Annotated in this window: 20 protein-coding genes; 5 read left to right on the top strand and 15 right to left on the bottom strand. The window is 70.6% G+C overall.

Features of this window, described 5'->3' with window-relative positions; genetic code table 11:
- The first annotated feature begins 51 nt into the window (after positions 1–51).
- Entirely contained in the window at positions 52–2,040 is a 1,989-nt protein-coding gene (locus tag FHT37_RS13105; RefSeq protein ID WP_183481912.1) for a serine protease, read from the top strand.
- A 33-nt stretch (positions 2,041–2,073) separates the two neighbouring features.
- On the opposite strand, the gene FHT37_RS13100 is transcribed toward FHT37_RS13105, so the two are convergent.
- The 5 genes from FHT37_RS13100 to FHT37_RS13080 are packed head-to-tail and all read right to left on the bottom strand — an operon-like array spanning position 2,074 to position 7,512.
- Complete coding sequence (locus FHT37_RS13100) at positions 2,074–3,861, bottom strand: ABC transporter ATP-binding protein (protein WP_255489634.1); 1,788 nt, start codon at positions 3,859–3,861, stop codon at positions 2,074–2,076.
- A complete protein-coding gene (locus FHT37_RS13095; protein WP_183481906.1) occupies positions 3,848–5,599 on the bottom strand; it encodes an ABC transporter ATP-binding protein in 1,752 nt (583 codons plus the stop codon). The genes FHT37_RS13100 and FHT37_RS13095 overlap by 14 nt, the downstream gene beginning before the upstream one ends.
- A gap of 40 nt (positions 5,600–5,639) precedes the next feature.
- Positions 5,640–6,551: an anti-sigma factor gene (locus tag FHT37_RS13090; protein WP_183481903.1), complete on the bottom strand. Its 912-nt coding sequence runs from the start codon at positions 6,549–6,551 to the stop codon at positions 5,640–5,642.
- 10 nt (positions 6,552–6,561) lie between these two features.
- A complete protein-coding gene (locus FHT37_RS13085) occupies positions 6,562–7,095 on the bottom strand; it encodes a sigma-70 family RNA polymerase sigma factor (RefSeq protein WP_091725960.1) in 534 nt (177 codons plus the stop codon).
- 39 nt (positions 7,096–7,134) lie between these two features.
- Entirely contained in the window at positions 7,135–7,512 is a 378-nt protein-coding gene (locus tag FHT37_RS13080) for a hypothetical protein (protein WP_183481900.1), read from the bottom strand.
- A gap of 176 nt (positions 7,513–7,688) precedes the next feature.
- On the opposite strand from FHT37_RS13080, the gene FHT37_RS13075 reads away from it, so the two are divergent.
- Both FHT37_RS13075 and FHT37_RS13070 read left to right on the top strand, forming a co-directional pair.
- The gene (locus FHT37_RS13075) at positions 7,689–8,027 is read left to right on the top strand and encodes a DUF805 domain-containing protein (protein WP_147240253.1); all 339 of its coding nucleotides are present in this window, start codon (positions 7,689–7,691) and stop codon (positions 8,025–8,027) included.
- A gap of 84 nt (positions 8,028–8,111) precedes the next feature.
- Positions 8,112–8,618, top strand: coding sequence for a cupin domain-containing protein (locus FHT37_RS13070; protein ID WP_183481897.1), 507 nt, complete (start codon positions 8,112–8,114; stop codon positions 8,616–8,618).
- A 16-nt stretch (positions 8,619–8,634) separates the two neighbouring features.
- Here the strand turns inward: FHT37_RS13070 and ruvC are convergent, their stop codons facing one another.
- The 10 genes from ruvC to FHT37_RS13020 form a co-directional block, all read right to left on the bottom strand.
- Positions 8,635–9,183, bottom strand: coding sequence for a crossover junction endodeoxyribonuclease RuvC (gene ruvC, locus FHT37_RS13065; RefSeq protein WP_091725944.1), 549 nt, complete (start codon positions 9,181–9,183; stop codon positions 8,635–8,637).
- An 11-nt stretch (positions 9,184–9,194) separates the two neighbouring features.
- Positions 9,195–10,181, bottom strand: coding sequence for a phosphatidate cytidylyltransferase (locus tag FHT37_RS13060; protein WP_183481893.1), 987 nt, complete (start codon positions 10,179–10,181; stop codon positions 9,195–9,197).
- Positions 10,178–10,807: a 1-acyl-sn-glycerol-3-phosphate acyltransferase gene (locus FHT37_RS13055; protein WP_091725938.1), complete on the bottom strand. Its 630-nt coding sequence runs from the start codon at positions 10,805–10,807 to the stop codon at positions 10,178–10,180. The genes FHT37_RS13060 and FHT37_RS13055 overlap by 4 nt, the downstream gene beginning before the upstream one ends.
- Before the next feature lie 9 nt (positions 10,808–10,816).
- Complete coding sequence (locus FHT37_RS13050) at positions 10,817–12,448, bottom strand: GMC family oxidoreductase (RefSeq protein ID WP_183481889.1); 1,632 nt, start codon at positions 12,446–12,448, stop codon at positions 10,817–10,819.
- A complete protein-coding gene (locus FHT37_RS13045; protein WP_183481886.1) occupies positions 12,445–13,854 on the bottom strand; it encodes a coniferyl aldehyde dehydrogenase in 1,410 nt (469 codons plus the stop codon). Before FHT37_RS13045 ends, FHT37_RS13050 begins: the two co-directional genes overlap by 4 nt.
- Before the next feature lie 210 nt (positions 13,855–14,064).
- A complete protein-coding gene (locus tag FHT37_RS13040) occupies positions 14,065–14,589 on the bottom strand; it encodes a porin family protein (protein WP_091725925.1) in 525 nt (174 codons plus the stop codon).
- Positions 14,590–14,956: 367 nt separating this feature from the next.
- Positions 14,957–16,537, bottom strand: coding sequence for a bifunctional phosphoribosylaminoimidazolecarboxamide formyltransferase/IMP cyclohydrolase (purH, locus tag FHT37_RS13035; RefSeq protein WP_091731371.1), 1,581 nt, complete (start codon positions 16,535–16,537; stop codon positions 14,957–14,959).
- Positions 16,538–16,653: 116 nt separating this feature from the next.
- On the bottom strand, positions 16,654–16,887 hold the full coding sequence (locus FHT37_RS13030; RefSeq protein ID WP_091725921.1) for a helix-turn-helix domain-containing protein: 234 nt from the start codon (positions 16,885–16,887) through the stop codon (positions 16,654–16,656).
- Positions 16,884–17,978 carry a tRNA dihydrouridine synthase DusB gene (gene dusB / locus FHT37_RS13025; protein ID WP_091725917.1) on the bottom strand — a complete coding sequence of 365 codons (1,095 nt, stop codon included), beginning with the start codon at positions 17,976–17,978 and terminating at the stop codon, positions 16,884–16,886. Before dusB ends, FHT37_RS13030 begins: the two co-directional genes overlap by 4 nt.
- An 86-nt stretch (positions 17,979–18,064) precedes the next feature.
- On the bottom strand, positions 18,065–18,967 hold the full coding sequence (locus FHT37_RS13020) for an ABC transporter substrate-binding protein (RefSeq protein WP_183481883.1): 903 nt from the start codon (positions 18,965–18,967) through the stop codon (positions 18,065–18,067).
- A 21-nt stretch (positions 18,968–18,988) separates the two neighbouring features.
- On the opposite strand from FHT37_RS13020, the gene FHT37_RS13015 reads away from it, so the two are divergent.
- Together FHT37_RS13015 and FHT37_RS13010 are read left to right on the top strand one after the other, a co-directional pair.
- Positions 18,989–19,471 (top strand): YqaA family protein, encoded by a 483-nt coding sequence (locus tag FHT37_RS13015; RefSeq protein WP_091725908.1) that lies wholly within the window; start codon positions 18,989–18,991, stop codon positions 19,469–19,471.
- 86 nt (positions 19,472–19,557) lie between these two features.
- Positions 19,558–21,054, top strand: a complete 1,497-nt coding sequence (locus FHT37_RS13010; RefSeq protein WP_183481880.1) for a carboxypeptidase M32 — start codon at positions 19,558–19,560, stop codon at positions 21,052–21,054.
- Positions 21,055–21,142 lie beyond the last annotated feature (88 nt).

Genomic DNA, 21,142 nt, shown 5'->3' with positions numbered 1-21,142 from the left:
CAGCATCCCCCAGCGGCCGGGCCTTCCTCCGGTCGCCATACGGGGGGATGTATGAAAAGGGCACTGGCGGCAATGGTCCGCTTCGGCGGTGTTGGCATTCTTTGCCTGCAGTTCTGCGCTGGCGCCCTCGCGGCGCCGCTGGAGCCCGACATCCAGCGCCAGGTGCGCGAGGCCACCTTCGAGGTCGTCGTGCCCAAGCCGGCCGAGGAGTCCATCCGCTACGACAAGCCCTGGCACGAGCTGCTGCCCTATCAGATGCGCGCCGACAAGTACGTGTCGGTCGGCACCGCCTTCGCCATCGGCGACCACCAATTCGTCACCGCCATGCATGTGCTGATCGCCTCGTTCGGCGATTCGCGCGGCGAGCCGATGCTGCGCGACGCGGCCGGCAAGCTCTATCCGATCGCCCAGGTCACCAAGGGCTCCGTCGACCAGGACTTCGCGGTGTTTACGCTGGCGAATCCGCCGGACAGCGTCGCCGCGCTGCCGCTCAATGAGAAGCCGGTCCTCAACGGGACGGTCTATGCCGTCGGCAACGCGCTCGGCGAGGGCGTCGTCATGCGGGAAGGGAACTACACCTCCGACACGCCGGAGGAGGACAGCGGCCGCTGGTCGTGGATGCGCTTCTCCGCGCCGATCTCCGGCGGCAACAGCGGCGGACCGCTGGTCGACGCCTCGGGCCGCGTGATCGGCATCGTGCGGGCGATGCGCACCACCGAGAACACGCTCAACATCGCCGTCCCCATCGCGCTCGTGAAGCGCGCGCCCGACGGCGTGGTGAGCGCGGACACGCGCGGCGTCACCGGCTTCGCCGTCTTCGACAAGACGCGGTCGGCACGCTTCAAGGTCGACATCCCCGCGCCCAAGCGCTTCGCCGAGCTGTCGCAGGCCTACATGAAAGCGGCCGACGAGTTCAATGCCGCCCAGCTGCGGGACCTGCTCGCCGAGAACGCCAACGACACCTTTCCTCGCGGCAATGGCAGCGACCGGCTGCTGCACGGCTTCTACGAGCGCAGCGCGCCCGGCGTCGTCGTGCAGAACGGCAACGGCGACTGGGTGATCACGCAGCCGCACTACACGCGGCTCGATCTCGGGCACGAGGGCTGGCAGGATTCGGCCGAGTTCAAGGGCTACCTGGTGTTCCACCGACACCGGCCCGAGGGCATCGATCCGGCCAAGTGGTATGCCGATCCCCGCATGGTCAGAGACCTGGTCCTCAAGGCGTCGCCGGGCACCATCCACGTCAACGCGGAGACGATCAAGGTGGCCTCCTTGGGCAACCCGACCGAGGACACCCGCTTCACCGATGTCTGGGGCCGGGTCTGGCAGGTGCGGCTCTGGCACGTCACGACCTGGTTCGGCAGCGACTGGATGATGGCGTTCGACCTGCCGGTGCCGGATGGCTCGGTCGGTTTCGAGGCCCGGGCGGGCGCGCTGGGCCTGGCCGGGCAGATCGACCGGATGAAGCGGATGACCGGCTTCTTCGCGGCCTCCTACGAAGGCAAGCTGTCCGACTGGAACCGCTTCCTGCAGCAGGGGCCCCTGCTGCCGAAGCCGCTGGCGGAGCCGGTGCTGAAGGTCGACTATGGACGCAGCTTCGCGTTCGACGACCGTCGTCTGGCGTTCACCTACGGGCCCGAACTGCAGAAGATCGAACCGGGTGGTCGGCTGCGGCTGGACCTCGCCTTCCAGCACGCGCCAGCGGGGGATGAACTCCGCATCGCCGGCGTCGTGGCCTACAACCCCGACGAGAAGACCGAGATCGATGTGTTCCGGCACGGGACGCCCGCCGAGTCCGGCAGCGAGGCGGTGAAGCGCGAGTGGAGCAAGCGCCTGCGCCACGCGCATCCCTATGACGGCGTCGCGGTGAGCGCGAACGACCGGCAGATCATCAGCGCGATCCCCGGCGTCGCGGACGCACAGCCCGCGCCGGAGGTGCTCTACACCTTCCAGTACCGGGCGGAGACCGGCACGTCGCAGGACCAGATGAAGGCCAAGCTCGACCTGCTGATGCAGGCGGCGAAGGTCAGCGAGCATTGATCAGCGGGCGGGCGGCATCCGGCCCCGTCCCGCTCACTCCTCCAGCGCCTGCAGCTGCACCAGGCGCTGGTAGATGCCGCCCTCGATCGCCATCAGCGCCTCGTGCGTGCCGCGTTCGGACAGGCGGCCGTGGTTGAGCACCACGATCTGGTCGGCATCGCGGATCGTCGACAGGCGGTGCGCGATCGCGATCACCGTCACGCGGCCGCGCAGCGCGCGCAGAGCCTCGCCGACCTGCGCCTCGGTCGCGCTGTCGATGTTGGCCGTCGCCTCGTCGAGCAGCAGGATGCGCGGATTCCCGGCCAGCGCGCGCGCCAGCGCGATCAGCTGCTTCTGTCCGGTGGACACCGCCAGCCCCCCGTCGCCGAGCCGGCTGTCGTAAGCCTGCGGCAGCGCGCTCAGGAAGTCGTGCGCCCGCGCCGCGCGAGCCGCCGCCTCGAGCTGCTCGTCGGGGATCGCCCGGCCCATGCGGATGTTGTCGCACACGCTGCCGGCGATCAGGTAGGGCTCCTGCGGCACCAGGCCCAGCGCCTCGTGGAAGGTCTCGTCCGGCAGCTGGGCCAGCGGCTGGCCGTCGATCAGGATGCGGCCCTGCTGCGGTTGATAGAAGCGCAGCAGCAGCGCCAGCAGCGTCGACTTGCCCGAGCCCGTGTGGCCCGCGATGCCGACGAAGCTGCCGGCGGGGATGTCCAGGTCCAGGTCGCGCAGCACCGGTTGCTCCGGCGTGTAGGCGAAGTGCAGGTGCTCGAAGCGGATCGCGCCGGCGCCGACCACCAGGTCCGGTCGGTGCGAGCGCGGCTCGGACGGCTCGCGCAGCAGCGCCCGCACCCGCGACGCCGCCACCAGCGCCTGCTGCAGCTGGCTGAACTGCATCGTGATCTGGATCAGCGGCTCGACGACCCGGGCGATGTAGGCCAGGAAGGCGTAGAGCAGGCCGACCTCCATCCCCGACAGCTCGCGCTGCCCGAAGCCGTAGATCACCGTCACGATCAGCAGCACGTTGAGCAGGTCCAGCGCCGGCCTCAGCAGCCAGGCGTTGGCGCGCAGTTCCTGCACGCGCGCCTGCAGCTGAGCCTGGTTGGCCGTCTCGTAGCGCGCGGCGAAGCGCTGCGCGGCGCCGGCCGACTGCAGCATCGCCATGCCGGCCATGCTCTCGGCCATCTGCGCGTTGAGCTCGGCCCGCAGCGCCCGCGCCTTCTGCACCGGGCCGCTGCTGGCGCGCTGGTAGAGCCAGATGATCCCGGAGCTCGCCGGCACCAGCGCCAGCACGATCAGCATCAGCCGCCAGTCCAGCCAGGCCATCGCGACCAGCGCGCCGGCCACGACGATGGTCGAGTCCAGCATCACGAACAGCACCTGCCGGTACAGGTTGTTGACCGCGTCCGTGTCGTTGGTGATGCGGCTCAGCAGCTGGCCGGTGATGCTGCGGTCGAAGAAGGCCATCGGCTGCGCCAGCACATGGGCGTAGACCTGCTCGCGCAGGCGCAGCACCGAGCGCTGCGCGACCGCCGCCATGCGCCGCAGCTGCGCGTAGCGCAGCAGACTCGCGGCCCAGCCGGCCAGCAGCATCGCGCCCAGCAGCAGCGCCATCGGGCCGAGCGAGAAATCGCGCGGCAGCACGTGGGCGTCGATGAAGTGCTTGCCGAGGATGGGCCCGATGGCCTCGAGCGCGGCCGCCACGACCAGCCAGCCCAGGCCCTTGGCCAGGCCGCGGCGCTCCGGTGCGGCGGCCTGCGCGAGCAGCGCCAGCGCCTCGCGCGGCGAGTGGCGGTCGGGCTGCGTCTTGCCGTCCGTGCCGGACGCGGTCTCAGGCGGCGTCAAGGCTGGCCTCCAGTTGTTGATAACGCCATTGGCCGGCGTACCAGCCGCCCAGGGCGATGAGGTCCTCATGCCGGCCGCGCTCGACGATCCGGCCCTGCTTCAGCACGACGATCTCGTCGGCCTCCATCACCGCCGACAGCCGGTGGCTGACGATCGCCAGGCTGCGCTCCGGATGGCGCTCCCGCAGCTCGCGCCAGTGGTCCAGGATCTGCGTCTCGGTGCCGCTGTCCACGGCCGACAGCGCGTCGTCCAGCAGCAGCACCGGCGCCTGCGCCAGCAGCGCCCGCGCGATCGCGACGCGCTGGCGCTGGCCGCCGGACAGCGTCACGCCGCGCTCGCCGACCAGCGTGTCGTAGCCCTGCGGCAGGCGCGCGATGTCGTCATGGACGGCGGCCAGCTCGGCCACCGCCAGGATCTGCTCGCGCGTCGCGTCCGGGCGCGCGAGCGCGATGTTGTCCGCCACCGAGGCCGAGAACAGGAAGGGCTCCTGCGGCACCCAGGCCAGCCCGCGCCGCAGCGCGTCGAGCCGGATCTCCGGCGCGGGCACGCCGCCCAGGCGCACCGCGCCGGCATCGGGTTCGTACTGACGGAGCAGCAGCCGCAGCAGCGTCGACTTGCCCGAGCCCGTCGCGCCGACGATGCCCAGCGTGCGGCCCGGCGGCAGCGTCAGCGTGATGTCCTCGAGCGCTGGCTGCGCCATGCCGGGATAGCGGAAGGACACGCGGTCCCAGGCGATGTCCGCCTGCGCGGGCAGCTCGCGCGTGCCGGTGTCGACGAGGCCGGCCGGTGCGTCGAGCACCGGCTGCAGCCGCGACCACGCGGCGCGGCCGCGCTCCAGCAGCGACAGCACCCAGCCCGCCGCGAACATCGGCCAGATCAGCTGGCCCAGGTACATCGTGAAGGCGGTCAGCTGGCCGATGGTGATCAGGTTTGTGCCGACCAGCCACGCGCCCACGCCCAGCGCGATCACCGTGGCCGCGCCCAGCGACAGGCCGACGGCGGGTTCGAACATCGCCTCCCAGCGCTGCGCCTGGTAGGCGGCCGCGCCGGCGTCACGCGCGAGCTCGCCGAACTGCGCGCGGCTGCGCCGCACGAGGCCCAGCGCCCGCACGGTGCGCACGCCGGCGAGGCTGTCCTGCACCTGCTGGTTCAGCGCGGAGAAGCGCGTCAGCGAATCGGACCAGGCGACGTGGACCTGCGTCGAGATGCGCCAGAACGCATAGGCCATGAAGGGGAAGGGCACCAGCGCGGCCAGGCCCAGGCGCCAGTCGACGCCGATCGTCATCATCCCGAGCACCAGGATCAGCGTCAGCGAGCCGTCGAAGGCGGCGAGCAGCGCCTCGCCGGCGGCCATCTCGATGGCGTCGACGTCGTTGGTGGCGAGCGCCATCAGATCGCCGGTGCGCTGGGCGTGGAAGAAGGCCGGACCCTGGCGCGTCAGTTGGGCGTAGAGGCGGGTGCGCAGCTGCCGGCCGAGTTCATAGGCGGTGCGGAACAGCGCCAGGCGCCAGCCCACGCGCAGCAGGTAGATCGCCAGGCCGGCGAGCACCAGCAGGCTCAACTGGGCGATCAGGTCCCAGCCGGCGAGGCGGTGCGCGACGAGCGCGTCCACGACATGGCCCACCTGACGCGGGATCCAGACCGTCAGGACGGCGATGGTGCTGAGCATCAGCGCGCTGGCGGCATAGGGCCGCCAATGGCCGCGTATGTGGCCGGCGATCAGGCGTGTGAGCGACATGGCGGCGCATTGTGCCCGCCGGACTTTTCATGCCGAAAGGTCAGGGCGATGAGGCCGCGCGGGCAATCATGCCCATGCGGGCATGGACCAGGTCGGCGAGCACGCGCAGGCGTCTCTCGTCGAAGTTGCCGCTGAGCGCGTAGGCCAGCTTGCCGTCGATCCAGTACAAGCTGCGCGTCGTGCTGCCGCCCTCGGTGCGCTGCGTCAGGCGGAAGGCGACCGGGGCTTCCGGTGATGCCGCGCCGGTGCTGACGTACAGCGTGAAGCGCTCGCCGGCGTCGTTCTCGTACATGAACTGCGCGCGGGCCAGCGCGCCGCCGACGGAGGGGTCGTCGCTCGCGGGCAGCAGGCGGCCGCCGACCAGCTTCCAGCCGTAATCGCGCAGCACCGGGGTGTACAGCTGCGCGCCCAGGCGCTTGCTCAGCCACTGGACGAGGTGGTCCGCCTGGTCGGCACCGACCTCGACGGGGTGGCGCTTTTCCGGCTGGTAGACGGCGTGGGCGATGGCGGCGTCGCGGACGTATTCGGGGACGGTTGGATCGCGGCCCGCCGCACGCGCGGCGGCTTGGGCGGCGGCCTGCGCGGCGGCCTGCTGCTTGCCCTGCCACCAGCCGTGACCGCCCCAGCCGCCCGCGGCACCCGCGCCCAGGCCCAGCGCCAACAGCAGCGCGGCGGCCCAGGCGCGCGGCCAGGGGGAGGGCGAGGCGACGACGGCGGCCGTGGCCGGCGGGTGCAGCGCGGCGCTCAGGCGCGAGGGCACCGGTTCGTCGAGCCAGTCGCGATGCAGCGCCTGCAGGGCTTCGCGTTGCTCGCGCCAGGCCAGTACCCGCTGTGCGGCGCGCGGCTGGCGCAGCAGCCGGTCGGCGACTTCGGCGGCGTGGGAGGGCTCGAGTTGCCCGTCCACGTAGGCGTGGAGCGTGGCGTCGTCGAGTTCGTGGCCGTCGTGCGTCATGGCGGGGCGCTCATTTCACCACTCGCAGCGGGGGGCGGGCCGGCGCGACGCCGTCCATCGACTGCCGCAGCCGCTCCCGCGCGCGGGACAGCCGCGACATCACCGTGCCTACCGGCACTTCCAGCACCTGGGCGGCGGCCTGGTAGCTGAGTTCCTCGACACAGACCAGCAGCAGGATCTCGCGCGAGGCGGCGGGCAGCGCGGCCAGCGCCCGCTCGAGGTCCAGGCGCAGGGCCACCTGCTGCTGCGGTTCATGGACCAGCGGCTGCGGCGTGTCCTCGTCGTCCAGCGAGTCGTGCAGGGCCTCGCGGGCATCGCGGCGCTGGTTCAGGTAGAGGCGATGCATCAGCGTCAGCAGCCAGTTGCGCAGCGCATCCAGGCGCGTCGGGCCGGGCTCGGCATGGAACAGCGCGCCCTTGCGGGCCGCGCGCTCGAGCGTGTCCTGGAGCAGGTCGTCCGCCCGCGCCGCGTCGCCGCACAGCAGCCGCGCGTGGCGGCGCAGGCGCGGCAGTAGCGGCAAGGCTTCGTCGAGGACGAGGGGCATGGGACGGACGGCCTGCGGTCGGGGAAACAGGGGAGCGGTTTATGGCTTCGCCGTGTGCCAGACCTGGTTGATGCCGTCGCCACTGCGGTCGCCGGGCTTGGCGTCCTTGACCCAGAAGTACAGCGGCTTGCCCTTGTAGGCCCACTGCTTGGAGCCGTCGTCGCGCGTGATGATGGACCAGTCGCCGCTGGCCTTGTCCTCGGCGCGAGCCATCAGCGGCGGCCAGTTGGTGGCGCAGGGCCCGTTGCAGACGCTCTTGCCGGAGCCGGCGGCGTCCTTGTCGAAGGTGTAGAGCGTCATGTCGTTGGCGCCGACCAGCGCGCCGTCCTTGGCCATCGCGGGAGCGGTCTGCGCGGTGGCGAGGCCGGCGGCGGCCATCAGCAGCGCGGCGGCGGTGAGCTTGAGGGTCTTCGTCATGCGGGGTCTCCTGGGTTGGGATCAGGTGGGGGTATTGCATGAACACGGCAGGAAGGCCGGTTATTCCAACTGACTTTCGTCCTCCCTGCGAGGGATCGCCATGGTGGCGGGAGGCCATTACGATCCGCCCCGACCCCGATCCGGGGCGACATGTTCACACGAGAGAGGGGGATGCCATGACATTCGGAGAATCGATCCAGATCTGCCTGCGCAAGTACGCCGACTTCAACGGGACCGCCAGCCGGTCCGAATACTGGTGGTTCGCGCTGTTCCTCGTCCTGGTCTCGCTGGGGCTGGGCGTCTTCTCCGACGTGCTGAGCCTGATCTTCTCGCTGGCGATGCTGGTGCCCTCGCTGGCCGCCGCCTCGCGCCGCCTGCACGACATCGACCGCAGCGGCTGGTGGCAGCTGATCAGCCTGATCCCGATCATCGGCTTCTTCGTCGTGCTGTACTGGCTGGTGCAGCCGACCGCGCCGAATCGCTATGGCAGCGCGTCGGGTGTGCCGGTGGTGTGATGACGGACCGGTCGGCACGCGATAGCCTGCGGTTCCGGGTTCAAGTGAACCCCACACTCCCGTCGCCGCGCAAGGAGACCCCGCATGACCGACCGCGCCCAGGCGCTCGCCGCCCAACTGATCCGCAATTTCCATGAAGTCGAGCTGACCGCGTTCAAGCGGGAGCCGCTGTACGAGTCGCGCTTCGCGCGGCTGGCGCGCGGCACCGCCGCGAGCAAGCTCGGCGCGTCCTACGACATCGTCGAGCCGGGCAAGACCACCTGCCCCTACCACCTGCATCACGCGCAGGAGGAAATGTTCATCGTGCTGGAAGGCTCCGGCACGCTGCGCGTGGCCGGCGAGCGGCTGCCGATCAAGGCCGGCGACGTGATCTTCATCCCCGCCGGTCCCGAGTACCCGCACCACATCATCAACACCTCGGACGCGCCGATCAAATACCTGTCCATCAGCACGATGGAGCAGCCCGAGATCTGCGTCTATCCCGACTCCAACAAATTCATGGCCGAGGCCGGCATCGGTGGCGACCGCCCGTTCGAGGCGCTGCGCAAGGTCGGCGAGGGCGACCTCGACTACTGGCACGACGAGCCCTGAAGCGCCGCCCTGGGCCTCAGTAGGTGCGCGAGCCCTTGAACTGCGCGTGCTGGCGCCGCTGCAGCGTGGTCTGGCGGCTCATCGCGTCGAAGGACACCCGCGCATGCGCGTCCATGATCGCGATGCCCAGCGCGTCGGCCGCGTCCTTGCCCGGCTCGCCGGGCAGCGCCAGCAGCCGCGCCACCATCGCCTGCACCTGCGCCTTGGCCGCGCCGCCGTGACCGGTGATGGCCTTCTTCATCTGCACCGCGGTGTACTCTGACACATGCAGGTCGCAGGACACCAGCGCCGTCAGCGCCGCGCCGCGCGCCTGGCCCAGCAGCAGCGTCGACTGCGGGTTGACGTTGACGAAGATGATCTCCACCGCCGCGCAGGTCGGCTGGTAGCGCGACACCACCTCGCGGATGCCGTCGTAGAGGATCTTGAGCCGGCCGGGCAGGTCGCCGGTCGGCAGCGCGTTGGTCTTGATCGTGCCGCTGGCCACGTAGGCCAGGCGCGGCCCGTCCGCGTCGATCACGCCGAAGCCGGTCGTCTGCAGGCCGGGGTCGATGCCCAGGATGCGCATGGCGGATCTCCTCAGGTCGCGGCGCGGAAGTACCACCGCACCGAATGGAAGAACACCGGCGCCGCGAAGCACATGACCGCGATGCGGTCCAGCAGCCCCACCGCGCCGGTGATCGCGCTGCGGTTGCCCCAGGCATGGATGCCGGCGTCGCGCTTGAGCGCCTGCATCACGAAGACGCCGAAGCTGCCGCACCCGGCCGCGATGAAGGCCGCGATCGCCGCCTGGCCGGCCTTGAAGGGCGTGATCCAGTAAAGCAGCGCGCCGGCGACGGCGGCCGTGAACGCGCCGATCCACCAGGCCTTCATCGTGAACGAGCGGCTGATGCGGCGCGCCACCGGCCGCGCGCGGAAGCGGCTGGTCGCGACCGCCTGGGCGATCTGCCCGCAGGCCACCACCGCCACCAGGAAGAACAGCAGGAAGGCGCCGCGCCCCTGGTACTTGGGGATGTCCAGCAGCAGCAGCGCCGGCGCGTGCGACAGCCCGTAGACGCAGACCATGATGCCCCATTGGATCTTGGCGTTGCGCTCGAGGAAGCGGCCGGGATCGTCCGCCAGCGCGCTGGCCACCGGGATCGCCAGGAAGCCGTAGACCGGGATCAGCACCGAGAACAGGTCGAAGTGGCGCGTGCCCACCAGCACGTACTGCAGCGGCAGGATCACGAAGAAGGCCATGATCAGCCCGCGGTGGTCGGCCCGGCGGGTGTGCAGCAGGGTGATGAACTCGCGGAAGGCGAGGAAGGAGAACACGCCGAACAGCAGCGTCGCGCCGACCGGTCCCGACACCCAGGCGGCCCAGAACAGGCAGGCGCCGACCCAGACCATGTTGAGTTCATGCCGGAACCGCGCCCAGCGCGCCTGCCAGGCTTCCTGCTCCTGCTCGGGCCGCTCGCGCAGCGACCACAGCACCGAGCCGATGCTCACCAGCAGCAGCGCGCCGAACAGCACGACGAACAGGAAGGCGACCTGCTCGCCGGTGTTCAATGACTTGAGCCACCTCATTCCTTCCACCCTCCCGGACGCAGCGCCATCACGGCGGCGCGGGCGCGTTCCAGGAACGCGCGCTTGTCCTCGCCGGGCTCGATGCGGATCGGCGCGCCGAAGGTGACGGTGCAGAGGATGGGCACCGGCACGACCTCGCCCTTGGGCATGACGCGCTGGACGTTGTCGATCCAGGTCGGGATCAGCTGCACCTCGGGGAACTGCTCGGAGAGGTGATAGAGGCCGGCCTTGAAGGCCTGCGGCGCGCCCTTGTTGGAGCGCGTGCCCTCCGGGAAGATGACCAGCGAGTCGCCGCCCTGCAGTGCGTCGACCAGCGGCTCGAGCGGGTCCTCGTCCGGCGTGGCGCGGGTGCGGCTGACGTAGACGGCGTTGAACACGGCGGTGGTGAGCCAGGTCTTGAGCGCGGAGCTCGTCCAGTAGTCGCGCGCGGCAATCGGGCGGGTACGCGCGCGCAGTTCGCCGGGCAGCGAGGCCCAGATCAGCACCCAGTCGAAATGGCTCTGATGGTTGGCGAAGTAGATGCGTTGTTCCGACGTCGGCGGGCAGCCTTTCCAGTGTCCCTGGGCGCCGGTGATCAGGCGCGCCAGCCAGGACAGGAACAGGCCGGTGATTTCGGCAAGGACCATGGGGCGCGATTATCCCTGCTGGATCATCGCGGCCGCCTTCTCGGCGATCGCCACCACCGGCGCGTTGGTGTTGCCGCTGACGACGCTGGGCATGATCGACGCGTCCACCACGCGCAGCCCGTCCAGGCCGCGCACCCGCAGCCGCTCGTCCACCACCGCCAGCGCGTCCGCGCCCATGCGGCAGGTGCCCACCGGGTGATAGACGGTGTCGACGCGCGCGCGCAGCAGCGCTTCGATCGCCTGGTCGCCATCGCGGCCAGTGCCGTTGCCATGGTCGCCGACGTTGGCGCTCCACAGCTCGCGCCGCCACAGCGCCCGCATCGCCGGCGCGCGCATCAGGTCGCGCGTCAGCTTGTAGCCCTCGATCAGCTCGCGCACGTCCTCGGGGTGGTCGAGGAAGGCCGGATCGATGCGTGGCGCGACCAGCGGGTCGGCGCTCGCCAGCGTCAGGGCGCCGCGGCTGCGCGGACGCAGCAGGCATACATGGCAGGACATCCCATGGCCCAGGTGCAGCCGCCGCGCATGGTCCTCCACCAGCGCCACCACCAGGTGCAGCTGCACGTTGGGTGCCGGCAGGCCGGGGCGCGTCGAGAGGAACCCGCCGCATTCGGCGAAGTTGCTGGTGACGAGGCCGCGCCGCTCGCGGCGGTAACGCCGGGCCTGCTGCAGGAAGGACCAGCCGCCGCGCAGCGACAGCCCGGCCAGTTCGAGCCGGTCCGAGGCGTAGCCGAAGACGAAGTCCGGGTGGTCGTGCAGGTTGCGACCGACGCCCGGCAGGTGGTGCGCCACCGGCAGGCCCAGCGCCTGCAGTGCGGCGCCGTCGCCGACGCCCGAGCACATCAGCAGCTGCGGCGACTGCAGCGCCCCCGCGCAGACGAGCACCTCGCGCGCCGCGCGCAGCGTCCGACGCTGGCCGCCTTGTAGCACCTCCACGCCGATCGCGCGCCGGCCTTCCAGCAGCAGCTTCAGCGCGCGTACGCCGGTCTCCACGCGCAGGTTGGGGCGCTGGCCGAGGATCGGATGCAGGTAGCCGCGGGCGACGCTCCAGCGCTCGCCCTCGTGCTGCGTGACCTGGTAGACGCCCAGGCCCACCATGTCGTCGCCGTTGAAGTCCTCGCGCACCGGATGGCCGCATTCACGCGCGGCGGCTAGCCAGGCCGCGTGCATCGGGCTGTCGGTGCGCAGGTCGCCGACGCGCAGCGGGCCGTCCTGCCCGTGCCACGGCGCGCCGAAACGCGCGTTGCGCTCGGCCTTCACGAAGTACGGCAGCAGCTCGTCGTAACCCCAGCCCGGATTGCCCGCCGCCGCCCAGGCGTCGTAGTCGCTGCGATGTCCGCGCGTGTAGACCATCGCATTGATCGCCGAGGAGCCGCCCAATGCCTTGCCGCGCGGCTGGTAGCCGCGCCGCCCGTTCAGGCCGGCCTGCGGCACGGTCTCGAAGCCCCAGTTGTTGAGCCTGGCCGCGACCTGCAGCACGCCGGCGAAGGGCGTGCGCGTGATCCAGCCGTCGCCGCGGCCGCCGGCTTCCAGCAGCAGCACGCGGCAGGCGGGGTCCTCGCTGAGCCGGCTGGCCAGCACCGCGCCCGCGGAGCCGCCGCCGACGATCACGATGTCGGCGTCGACGCGGTCCGCAGCGCTCATGCGATCTTCTTCAGCAGGCCGAGCAGGCGGTCGAAGGTCCGGCCATAGGGCGGATGGAACAACCGGGTGCCGGCGAAGCGCGCCTGCAGGAAGACCGGCTTGAGCTTGCTGAAGGTGTTGAAGCCCCACACGCCGTGGTACGCGCCCATGCCGCTGGCGCCGACGCCGCCGAAGGGCTGCTCCTCCTGGCCCAGGTGCCAGATGCAGTCGTTGACGGTGACGCCGCCGGCCACGGTGCGGGCCAGCACGTCCTTTCGCGCGGCCCGGTCCTCGCCGAACCAGTAGAGCGCCAGCGGGCGGTCGCCGGCGTTGACCTGCGCGATCGCCTCGGACACGTGGCCGTAGGGCACGATGGGCAGCAGCGGGCCGAAGATCTCCTCGCGCATCACCGTCATGTCGGGCGTCGTGCCCAGCAGCAGCGTGGGCACGAGGCGACGATCGGCCGGTGCCTCGTCGTGCGTCGGACGCAGCGTCGCGCCGCGGGCGCGGGCGTCGTCCAGTAGGCCGCGAAGCCGCGCATGGTGGCGCGGGCTGACGATGGCGGTGTAGTCGGGGTTGCCGTCGATGCGCGGATAGAAGCGCCGCACCGCCGCCACGATCGCGTCGGCCAGCGGCTGCACCAGCTCCTTGGGCGCCAGCACGTAGTCCGGCGCGACGCAGGTCTGGCCGGCGTTGAGCAGCTTGCCGAAGGCGATCCGCTCGGCGGCCAGCGCGAGGTCGGCGCTGCGGTCGACGATCGCGGGCGACTTGCCACCCAGCTCCAGCGTGACCGGCGTCAGGCGCTGCGCCGCGGCCTGCGCCACCAGCCGGCCCACCGGCGTCGAGCCGGTGAAGAACAGGTGATCGAAGGGCAGGTGGGTGAAGGCCTTGCCGACCTCGGCGTCGCCGGTGACGACCGTCATCTCGTCGGGCGCGAAGTGCTGGGCGACGAGCCGCGCCATCAGCTCGGAGGTCGCGGGCGTCAGCTCCGAGGGCTTGATCATCACGCGGTTGCCCGCGGCCAGCGCGGCGAGCGCCGGCGCCATCGCCAGGTAGTACGGATAGTTCCAGGGCGCGACGATGCCGACCACGCCGAGCGGCTGCGGCATCAGGCGGTTGGACGCGGGCAGGAAGTGCAGCGCGGTCGGCGCGCGCCGCACGGCCATCCAGCGCTTGAGGTGCCGGATCGCGTGGCGCGCGCCGGACTCGACGGTGAAGAGGTCGGCCAGCAGGCTCTCATGCCGCGAGCGGTGGCCGAAGTCCCGGGACATCGCCTCGGCCAGGTCCTGCGCATGTGTGGCGGTCATGCGCCGCAGCCGCTCCAGCCGGTCGCGACGCTGCGCGAGCGAGGGCAGGCGTTCACGGTCGAAGGCCGCGCGCTGCTGCTCCAGGATCAGGTGCAGGCGCTCGTGCAGGGCTTGGTCCATCGCGTGTCTCCGCCGGATGCTTGGAATGAGCCGAAGGCTATGCGCATTCGCGTGGCGGGCCAAGCGCGTCGACCCTGGACTAGAGGGGCGCGACTAGCCGTGGCGGATCCGGTGCGTGCCGGCGCGCCAAAAGAAAAAGCCCGGCCGGAGCCGGGCTTTCAATTCGGGCCGATGAAGGCCCGGTCGGATCGCGCGAGGCGATCGCGACGATCAGAAACGGTAGCCCACGCTCAGCGTGAAGCCGTCGGCCTTGATGCCGTCCTTCTTGTAATAGCGCATGTAGTCGACAGCGCCGTAGATCGACTTGTCGAAGTTGTACTTCGCGCCCAGGCCGTAGGCAAAGCTGCCGCCGCTGTCGGAGATGGAGCCGTCTTCGTCAGAAGCCTTGATCTTGCTGTGGGCGTAGCCCAGGCGGCCGAAGACTTCGAACTGGTCGAAGGCGTACTTCGGGGTCACGAACAGGCCGTAGCTGTGCGGGATCTTGATCTTGGCGCCGCCGACGGTGTCGTCCGACACGCCGAAGGCCAGCATGCCTTCGATGGCGACGTTCGGGTGCACGTCGTAGCCGACGATGCCGCGGATGGCGCCCGGCTTGGCCGACAGGCCGCCGTCAGCCTTCACCTTGACGAAGGTGTAGCCCAGTTCGCCGTACAGCGGGGCTTGGGTCTGGGTCTGTGCTTGAGCGGCGCCGGCGGCCAGCAGGGCGGCGGCGACGATGGCGGAAATCTTGGTCATTCGAATACTTCTCTCTAAAGAAAAATCGCATCTCGGCGATGCGGGGCGAAAGGTATCAACGCCGCACTTGGCCGGTCAATGCAAGAGGTCACGCTGCGGTAAAAAAGTGCATATGGAGTTGCAGGCTCGCGACGCAAATGAGTGGGTGCCTAGGCCCCGTATCCCCAATCAGAGTGGGTCCGCTCTGCAGAACGTACATGCATTGATGCGGTCTTAACGGCAGAGATGTGTCAGGGATGCGCCGCCAGCGAGGGCACCGGTAACGGCGACGCGCCAAGCAAAAGGCCCGGCGCGAGGGCCGGGCCTGAAGCGGAGCGGAGCGCGCGCGGGGCGGGCAAGACCCGGCCCCCGGCGCAGGCGCAGGCGCTCAATGGCGGAAGTGGCGTACGCCGGTGAAGACCATCGCGATGCCGCGCTCGTTGGCCGCGGCGATGACTTCGTCGTCGCGCATCGAGCCGCCCGGCTGGATCACGCAGGAGGCGCCCGCGTCGGCCAGCACGTCCAGGCCGTCGCGGAACGGGAAGAACGCATCGCTGGCCACCGCCGAGCCGGCCAGCGCCAGGCCGGCGTTCTCCGCCTTGATCGACGCGATGCGCGCCGAGTCGATGCGGCTCATCTGGCCCGCGCCCACGCCCAGCGTCATGCCATTGCCGCAGAACACGATCGCGTTGCTCTTGACGTACTGCGCGACAGTCCACGCGAACATCAGGTCATCGAGCTGCTGCGCCGTCGGCTGCAGCGTGGTGACGACCTTCAGGTCGGCCTTGGACAGGAAGTGGTTGTCGGCGGTCTGCACCAGCAGGCCCGAACCGACGCGCTTGACGTCCTGCGCGTTGCGGCCCTGGTCCCAGGGGCGCGCGCCGCCCGGCGGCAGCGCGATCTCGAGCAGGCGCACGTTGACCTTGCCCTTGAAGATCTCGCGCGCCTCGGCGCTGAAGGACGGCGCCATCAGCACCTCGACGAACTGCTTGGACACCAGCTCGGCCGCGGCGCGGTCCACCTCGCGGTTGAACGCGATGATGCCGCCGAAGGCGCTGGTCGGATCGGTCTTGAAGGCCTTCGCGTAGGCATCGGCGGCGCTCGCCGCGACGGCCACGCCGCAGGGATTCGCGTGCTTGACGATCACGCAGGCCGGCGTGTCGAAGCTCTTCACGCACTCCCAGGCGGCGTCCGCGTCGGCGATGTTGTTGTAGCTGAGCTCCTTGCCCTGCAACTGCTTGCCGGTCACCAGCGAGCCGGGCGCCGGATACAGGTCGCGGTAGAGCGCGGCGGTCTGGTGCGAGTTCTCGCCGTAGCGCAGGTCCTGCACCTTCACGAAGCTGCTGTTCATCTGCGCCGGGTACTCGGCCAGCGAGCCGTCGTCCAGGCGCGCGCTCAGGTAGTTGCTGATGGCCGCGTCGTACTGCGCGATGCGGTTGAACGCGGCCACCGACGCGGCGAAGCGCGTCTTGTCGCTGGTCTTGCCGTGGGCCTTGAGTTCCTCGAGCACCTGCGCGTACTGCGACGCGTCGGTCAGCACCGTCACGTCCTTCCAGTTCTTGGCCGCGCTGCGGACCATGGCCGGGCCGCCGATGTCGATGTTCTCGATCGCGTCCTCCAGCGTGCAGCCGGGCTTGGCGACGGTGGACTCGAAGGGATAGAGATTCACCGCCAGGATGTCGATGGTGTCGATGCCGTGCTGCTGGATCGCGGCGACGTGCTCGGGCAGGTCGCGGCGCGCCAGCAGGCCGCCATGGATCTTCGGATGCAGCGTCTTGACGCGGCCGTCCAGCATCTCGGGGAAGCCGGTGTGCTGGGCGACCTCGGTCACCGGCAGGCCGGCGTCGGCCAGCAGCTTGGCGGTGCCGCCGGTGGACAGCAGGCGCACGTTCAGCGCATGCAGCGCCTGGGCGAATTCGACGATGCCGGTCTTGTCGGAGACCGAGATCAGGGCGGTGAGTTGGGCCATGAACATTCCTTCGATGCGGGGATTCGGGTATTTGCCAAGCGGAGCGCGGAGAACCGGCTTGGCCGGGCTCCTGCGCTCGCCCCTTGAGGGGCCGGCGGAAGCCGGTAGGGATGGTCTTAGATCAACTTATGCTCGACGAGCTTGCGGCGCAGGGTGTTGCGGTTGATGCCCAGCCACTCGGCGGCCTTGCTCTGGTTGCCGTCGCTGTGCTGCATGACGACCTCCAGCAGCGGTTTCTCGACGAGCCGGATCAGCATCTCGTGCATCGAGTGCGGCGCCTCGCCGCCGAGGTCGCGGAAGTAGGCCTCCAGGTTTTCGCGGATGCAGGAGTCGATCGGTTTGGGCGTCATGCCGTGAGCCTTCTTTCTTGGTCTTCGTCTTGGTGTTGTCCGTCGTTCGCGGCGTCATCGGCGGCCGGCACGTAGGGCAGGCGCTCGTGGTGGGCCGCCAGCGCATCGAGCCAGTCGGTGAGCGCGCGGACCTGGTCGTCGCAGGTCTCGAGCGCGTTCATGCGGCGCCGGAAGTCTTCGCCGCCGGGCAGCGCCCGCACCGCCCAGCCGATGTGCTTGCGCGCGCTGCGCATGCCGGTGAGCTCGCCGTACAGCGCGTAGTGGTCGTGCAGGTGCTCGACCAGCCAGCGCTTGGCGTCGGCGACGCGGGGCGCGGGCAGTTCCTCGCCGGTGGCCAGGAAGTGCGCGATCTCCGCGAAGATCCAGGGCCGCCCCTGCGCCGCGCGGCCGACCATGATCGCGTCGGCGCCGGTGGCGGCCAGCACTTCGCGGGCCTTGCGCGGGGTGTCGATGTCGCCGTTGGCAACGACCGGGATGCGCAGCGCGGCCTTGACCGCGGCGATGGTGTCGTATTCGGCGTGGCCGGTGTAGCCCTGCTCGCGGGTGCGGCCGTGCACGGTCACCATCGCGATGCCGGCGGACTCCGCCGCCCGGGCCAGCGCCACTGCGTTCTTCTCGGCCTGGCACCAGCCGGTGCGCATCTTCAGCGTCACCGGCACGCCGCGCGGCGCGCAGGCGGCGACCACGGCCTCCACGATCTGCAGCGCCAGCGCCTCGTCCTGCATCAGCGCCGAGCCCGCCCACTTGTTGCAGACCTTCTTGGCGGGGCAGCCCATGTTGATGTCGATGATCTGCGCGCCGCGGTCGATGTTGTAGGCGGCGGCCTCGGCCATCATGGCCGCGTCGGTGCCGGCGATCTGCACCGAGATCGGCGCCGGCTCGCCCTCATGGTTGGCGCGGCGGGAGGTCTTCAGGCTGTTCCACAGGTCCTTGCGCGAGGTCACCATCTCGCTGACCGCGTAGCCCGCGCCCAGCTTCTTGCACAGGACGCGGAAGGGCCGGTCGGTCACGCCCGCCATCGGGGCGACGAACAGACGGTTCGGCAGGACGAAGGAACCCAGCGTGAGCGTGCCGGGCAGCGGCGTGGACATCGGGAGCGGTGCGGAGGCTGCACAAAAAAGAGGCAGAAGTATACCGCTCCGGCTTCCCCTCCCGATCCCTCCGGCGGGTGGGGCCGTCAGGGCGACGGCTGCTTGCGCCAGAGCACGAAGCCCTGCTCGACCAGCCGGTTCATCACCCGTTCCTGCGACAGCTTGTAGACCGCGCGGGCGAGGCGGCCGCGCAGCTCGGGGGTGTTGCAGCGCGAGCGGTGGGACAGCGTCAGGTACAGGCCCTCGCGCGCGATCGCCGGCAGCAGCGGCTGGATCGCCGGCCCGCCGTTGCGCGCGACATAGGCCTCGGCCGGCGTGTCCTCGTAGATCAGGTAGTCGGCGCGGCCGCGCTGCAGCATCTGGATCGCCTGCTCGATGCTGGCGACCTGGCTGATCTTGAGCGACTGGCGCGCGTAGTTGTCGAACTCGACGCCGAAGCTGTTGTTGATGACCGTGACGCCCAGCTTGGGCGCGAGGTCGCTCCAGCGCTTGTACGCCACCGGTGCGGCGCTGCGGGTCCAGATCACGCTGCGCGTCTCGCGGAAAGCCGGGTGGAAGTAGTCCATGTACTCGGTGCGCGGCAGCGTGAAGAAGGCGCCCGCGATCAGGTCGATGCGACCGGCGCGCATCTCCTCCTGCACCCGGCCCCAGGGGCCGACGTAGCGGGTCTCGACCGGGATGCCGATCTCGGCCGCGAGCCACTGCATCAGGTCGGCATTGGCGCCGACCAGCTTCTGCTCGTCGGCCGGGTCGCGCCACAGGTAGGGCGGGTACTGCGGGTTGCCCGAGGCCACCAGCAGCGGACAGCCCGGGATGGGCGGCAGCGGGTTGGCCGGACCGGGCGCCGCGCTTGCCTGTGCGGAAGCGGACGGCGGGGCGGTCTGCGCCCGCGCGGTCGCGGCCGGGGACAGGCGGCCGTCGTGCCCCGGACCCACGAGGGCCAGGCCGATCAGCGCGAACGACGAGACGGCAAGGCGGCGCAAGGACATGGTCTTCAGATAATCCCACGCATGGAAGCTTGGCTGCAACACATGATTCACCTGATGCTGGAGACCCTGGCTCTCCCGCAGGTGGGCCTGGGCGCGGTGTTCGTCGTGGCGCTGGTGTCGGCGACGCTCCTGCCGATGGGGTCGGAACCGGTGGTGCTGCTGCTGGTGCATGCGAAGCCGGAGCTCTTCTGGCCGGCGATCCTCGTGGCCACGGTCGGCAACACCCTCGGCGGCGCGATCACCTGGTGGATGGGCTACGGCGCGGAGCGCGCCTACGAGGCGGCCGTGCATCACTCGCCGCGCGACCAGCGGGTGCTCGGCTGGCTGCGACGCTTCGGCGCGAAGACCTGCCTGATGAGCTGGCTGCCCATCGTCGGCGACCCGCTGTGCGCGCTGGCGGGCTGGCTGCGTCTGCCGTTCTGGCCCTGCGTCGGCTACATGGCGATCGGCAAGTTCGCGCGCTACCTGCTGATGACCTCGGTGGGTGTCGCGATGCTGGACTGAGCGCGGCGCCGCGCCCGGTCGGACGTGACTGGAGGGACCCTGCGCCGACGCTTGCACAATGCGGGGCACCGACAGGAGACCCCGCCATGAGCACCCCCCGCACCCCGGCCTATGACGCCTTGTGCCAGCGCCACCAGCGCATCCACCGTCTGTCCCACCTGCAGTCGATCGCGTCCTGGGACCAGTCCGCCTTCATGCCGTCGCGCGGCGCGCAGGCCCGCGCCGAGGCGCTGGCCGAGATGGACGGCCTGCTGCACCAGCTGGGCACCGACCCGGCGCTGAAACAGCTGCTAGACGAGGCGGCGCAGGAGCCGCTGGACGATGTCCAACGTGCCTCGCTGCGCGAGATGCGCCGCGTCTGGCGCTCGGCCAACGCGGTGCCGCAGCGGCTGGTCGAGGCCCGCTCGCTGGCCAACTCGCACTGCGAGCATCAATGGCGCCAGCAACGCCCGGCCAACGACTGGGCCGGCTACGTCGAGAACCTGCGCCCGGTGGTGCGTTACGCGCGGGAGGAGGCGCAGTACCTCGCCGACGACGCGGGCCTGAGCCGCTACGACGCGCTGCTCGACCAGTTCGAGCCCGGCATGCGCTCGGCGGAGGTGGACTGCGTCTTCGGCGACCTGCGCCAGTGGTTGCCGGGACTGATCGGGCAGGTCATGGAGCGCCAGGCGCGCGACAACGTCATCCACCCGCAGGGCCCGTTCCCGGCGGCCGCGCAGCGGGCGCTCGGACTGGACGCGATGAAGCTGCTGGGCTTCGACTTCGAGGCCGGCCGGCTGGACGAGAGCGCCCATCCGTTCTGCGGCGGTGTGCCCGAGGACGTGCGCATGACCACGCGCTACCGCGACGACAGCTTCCTGCAGAGCCTGACCGGCACCATCCACGAGACCGGCCACGGCCGCTACGAGCAGAACCTGCCGCGCGAGTGGCTGGGGCTGCCGGTGGCCCGGGCGCGTTCGATGGGCCTGCACGAGAGCCAGAGCCTGTCCTTCGAGATGCAGCTGGCCGCGCATCCCGGCTTCGCCGGCCTGCTGCAGCCGCTGGTGGAGCGCCACCTGGGCCATCAGCGCGGATTCGCCGCGGACAACCTGCACAAGCTGATGACGCGCGTGGCGCCGGGCTACATCCGCGTCGACGCCGATGAGGTGACCTATCCGGCCCATGTGATCCTGCGCTACGAGATCGAGCGCCCGCTGATCGAGGGCGAGATCGAGGTCGAGGACATCCCCGCGCTGTGGGACCGCAAGATGCAGGAGCTGCTGGGCCTGGACACGCGCGGCAACTACAAGGACGGTTGCATGCAGGACGTGCACTGGGGCTGCGGCCTCTTCGGCTACTTCCCCTGCTACACGCTGGGCGCGATGTACGCGGCGCAGTGGTTCGCGACGATGCGCCGCGAGCGGCCGACGCTCGACGAGGACATCGCGCGCGGCGAGCTCGCGCCGGTCTTCGACTGGCTCAAGGACCGCATCTGGTCGCAGGGCAGCCGCTGGGAGACGCCGGAGCTGGTGCGACGCGCCAGCGGCGAGGCGCTGGCGCCGGCGCACTTCCGCCGCCACCTGGAGACGCGCTACCTGGGCTGAGGTGCCGGGCGCGCGCCATCGCGCCGCCCAAGAGAAAGGGCACCCCGTGGGGTGCCCTTGTCTCCATGCGCGTCCGCGGTCTCTACCC

Source organism: Mitsuaria sp. BK037 (assembly GCF_014193045.1).
Classification (GTDB): domain Bacteria; phylum Pseudomonadota; class Gammaproteobacteria; order Burkholderiales; family Burkholderiaceae_C; genus Roseateles.
This window is presented reverse-complemented; position numbering and strand designations above follow the sequence as displayed.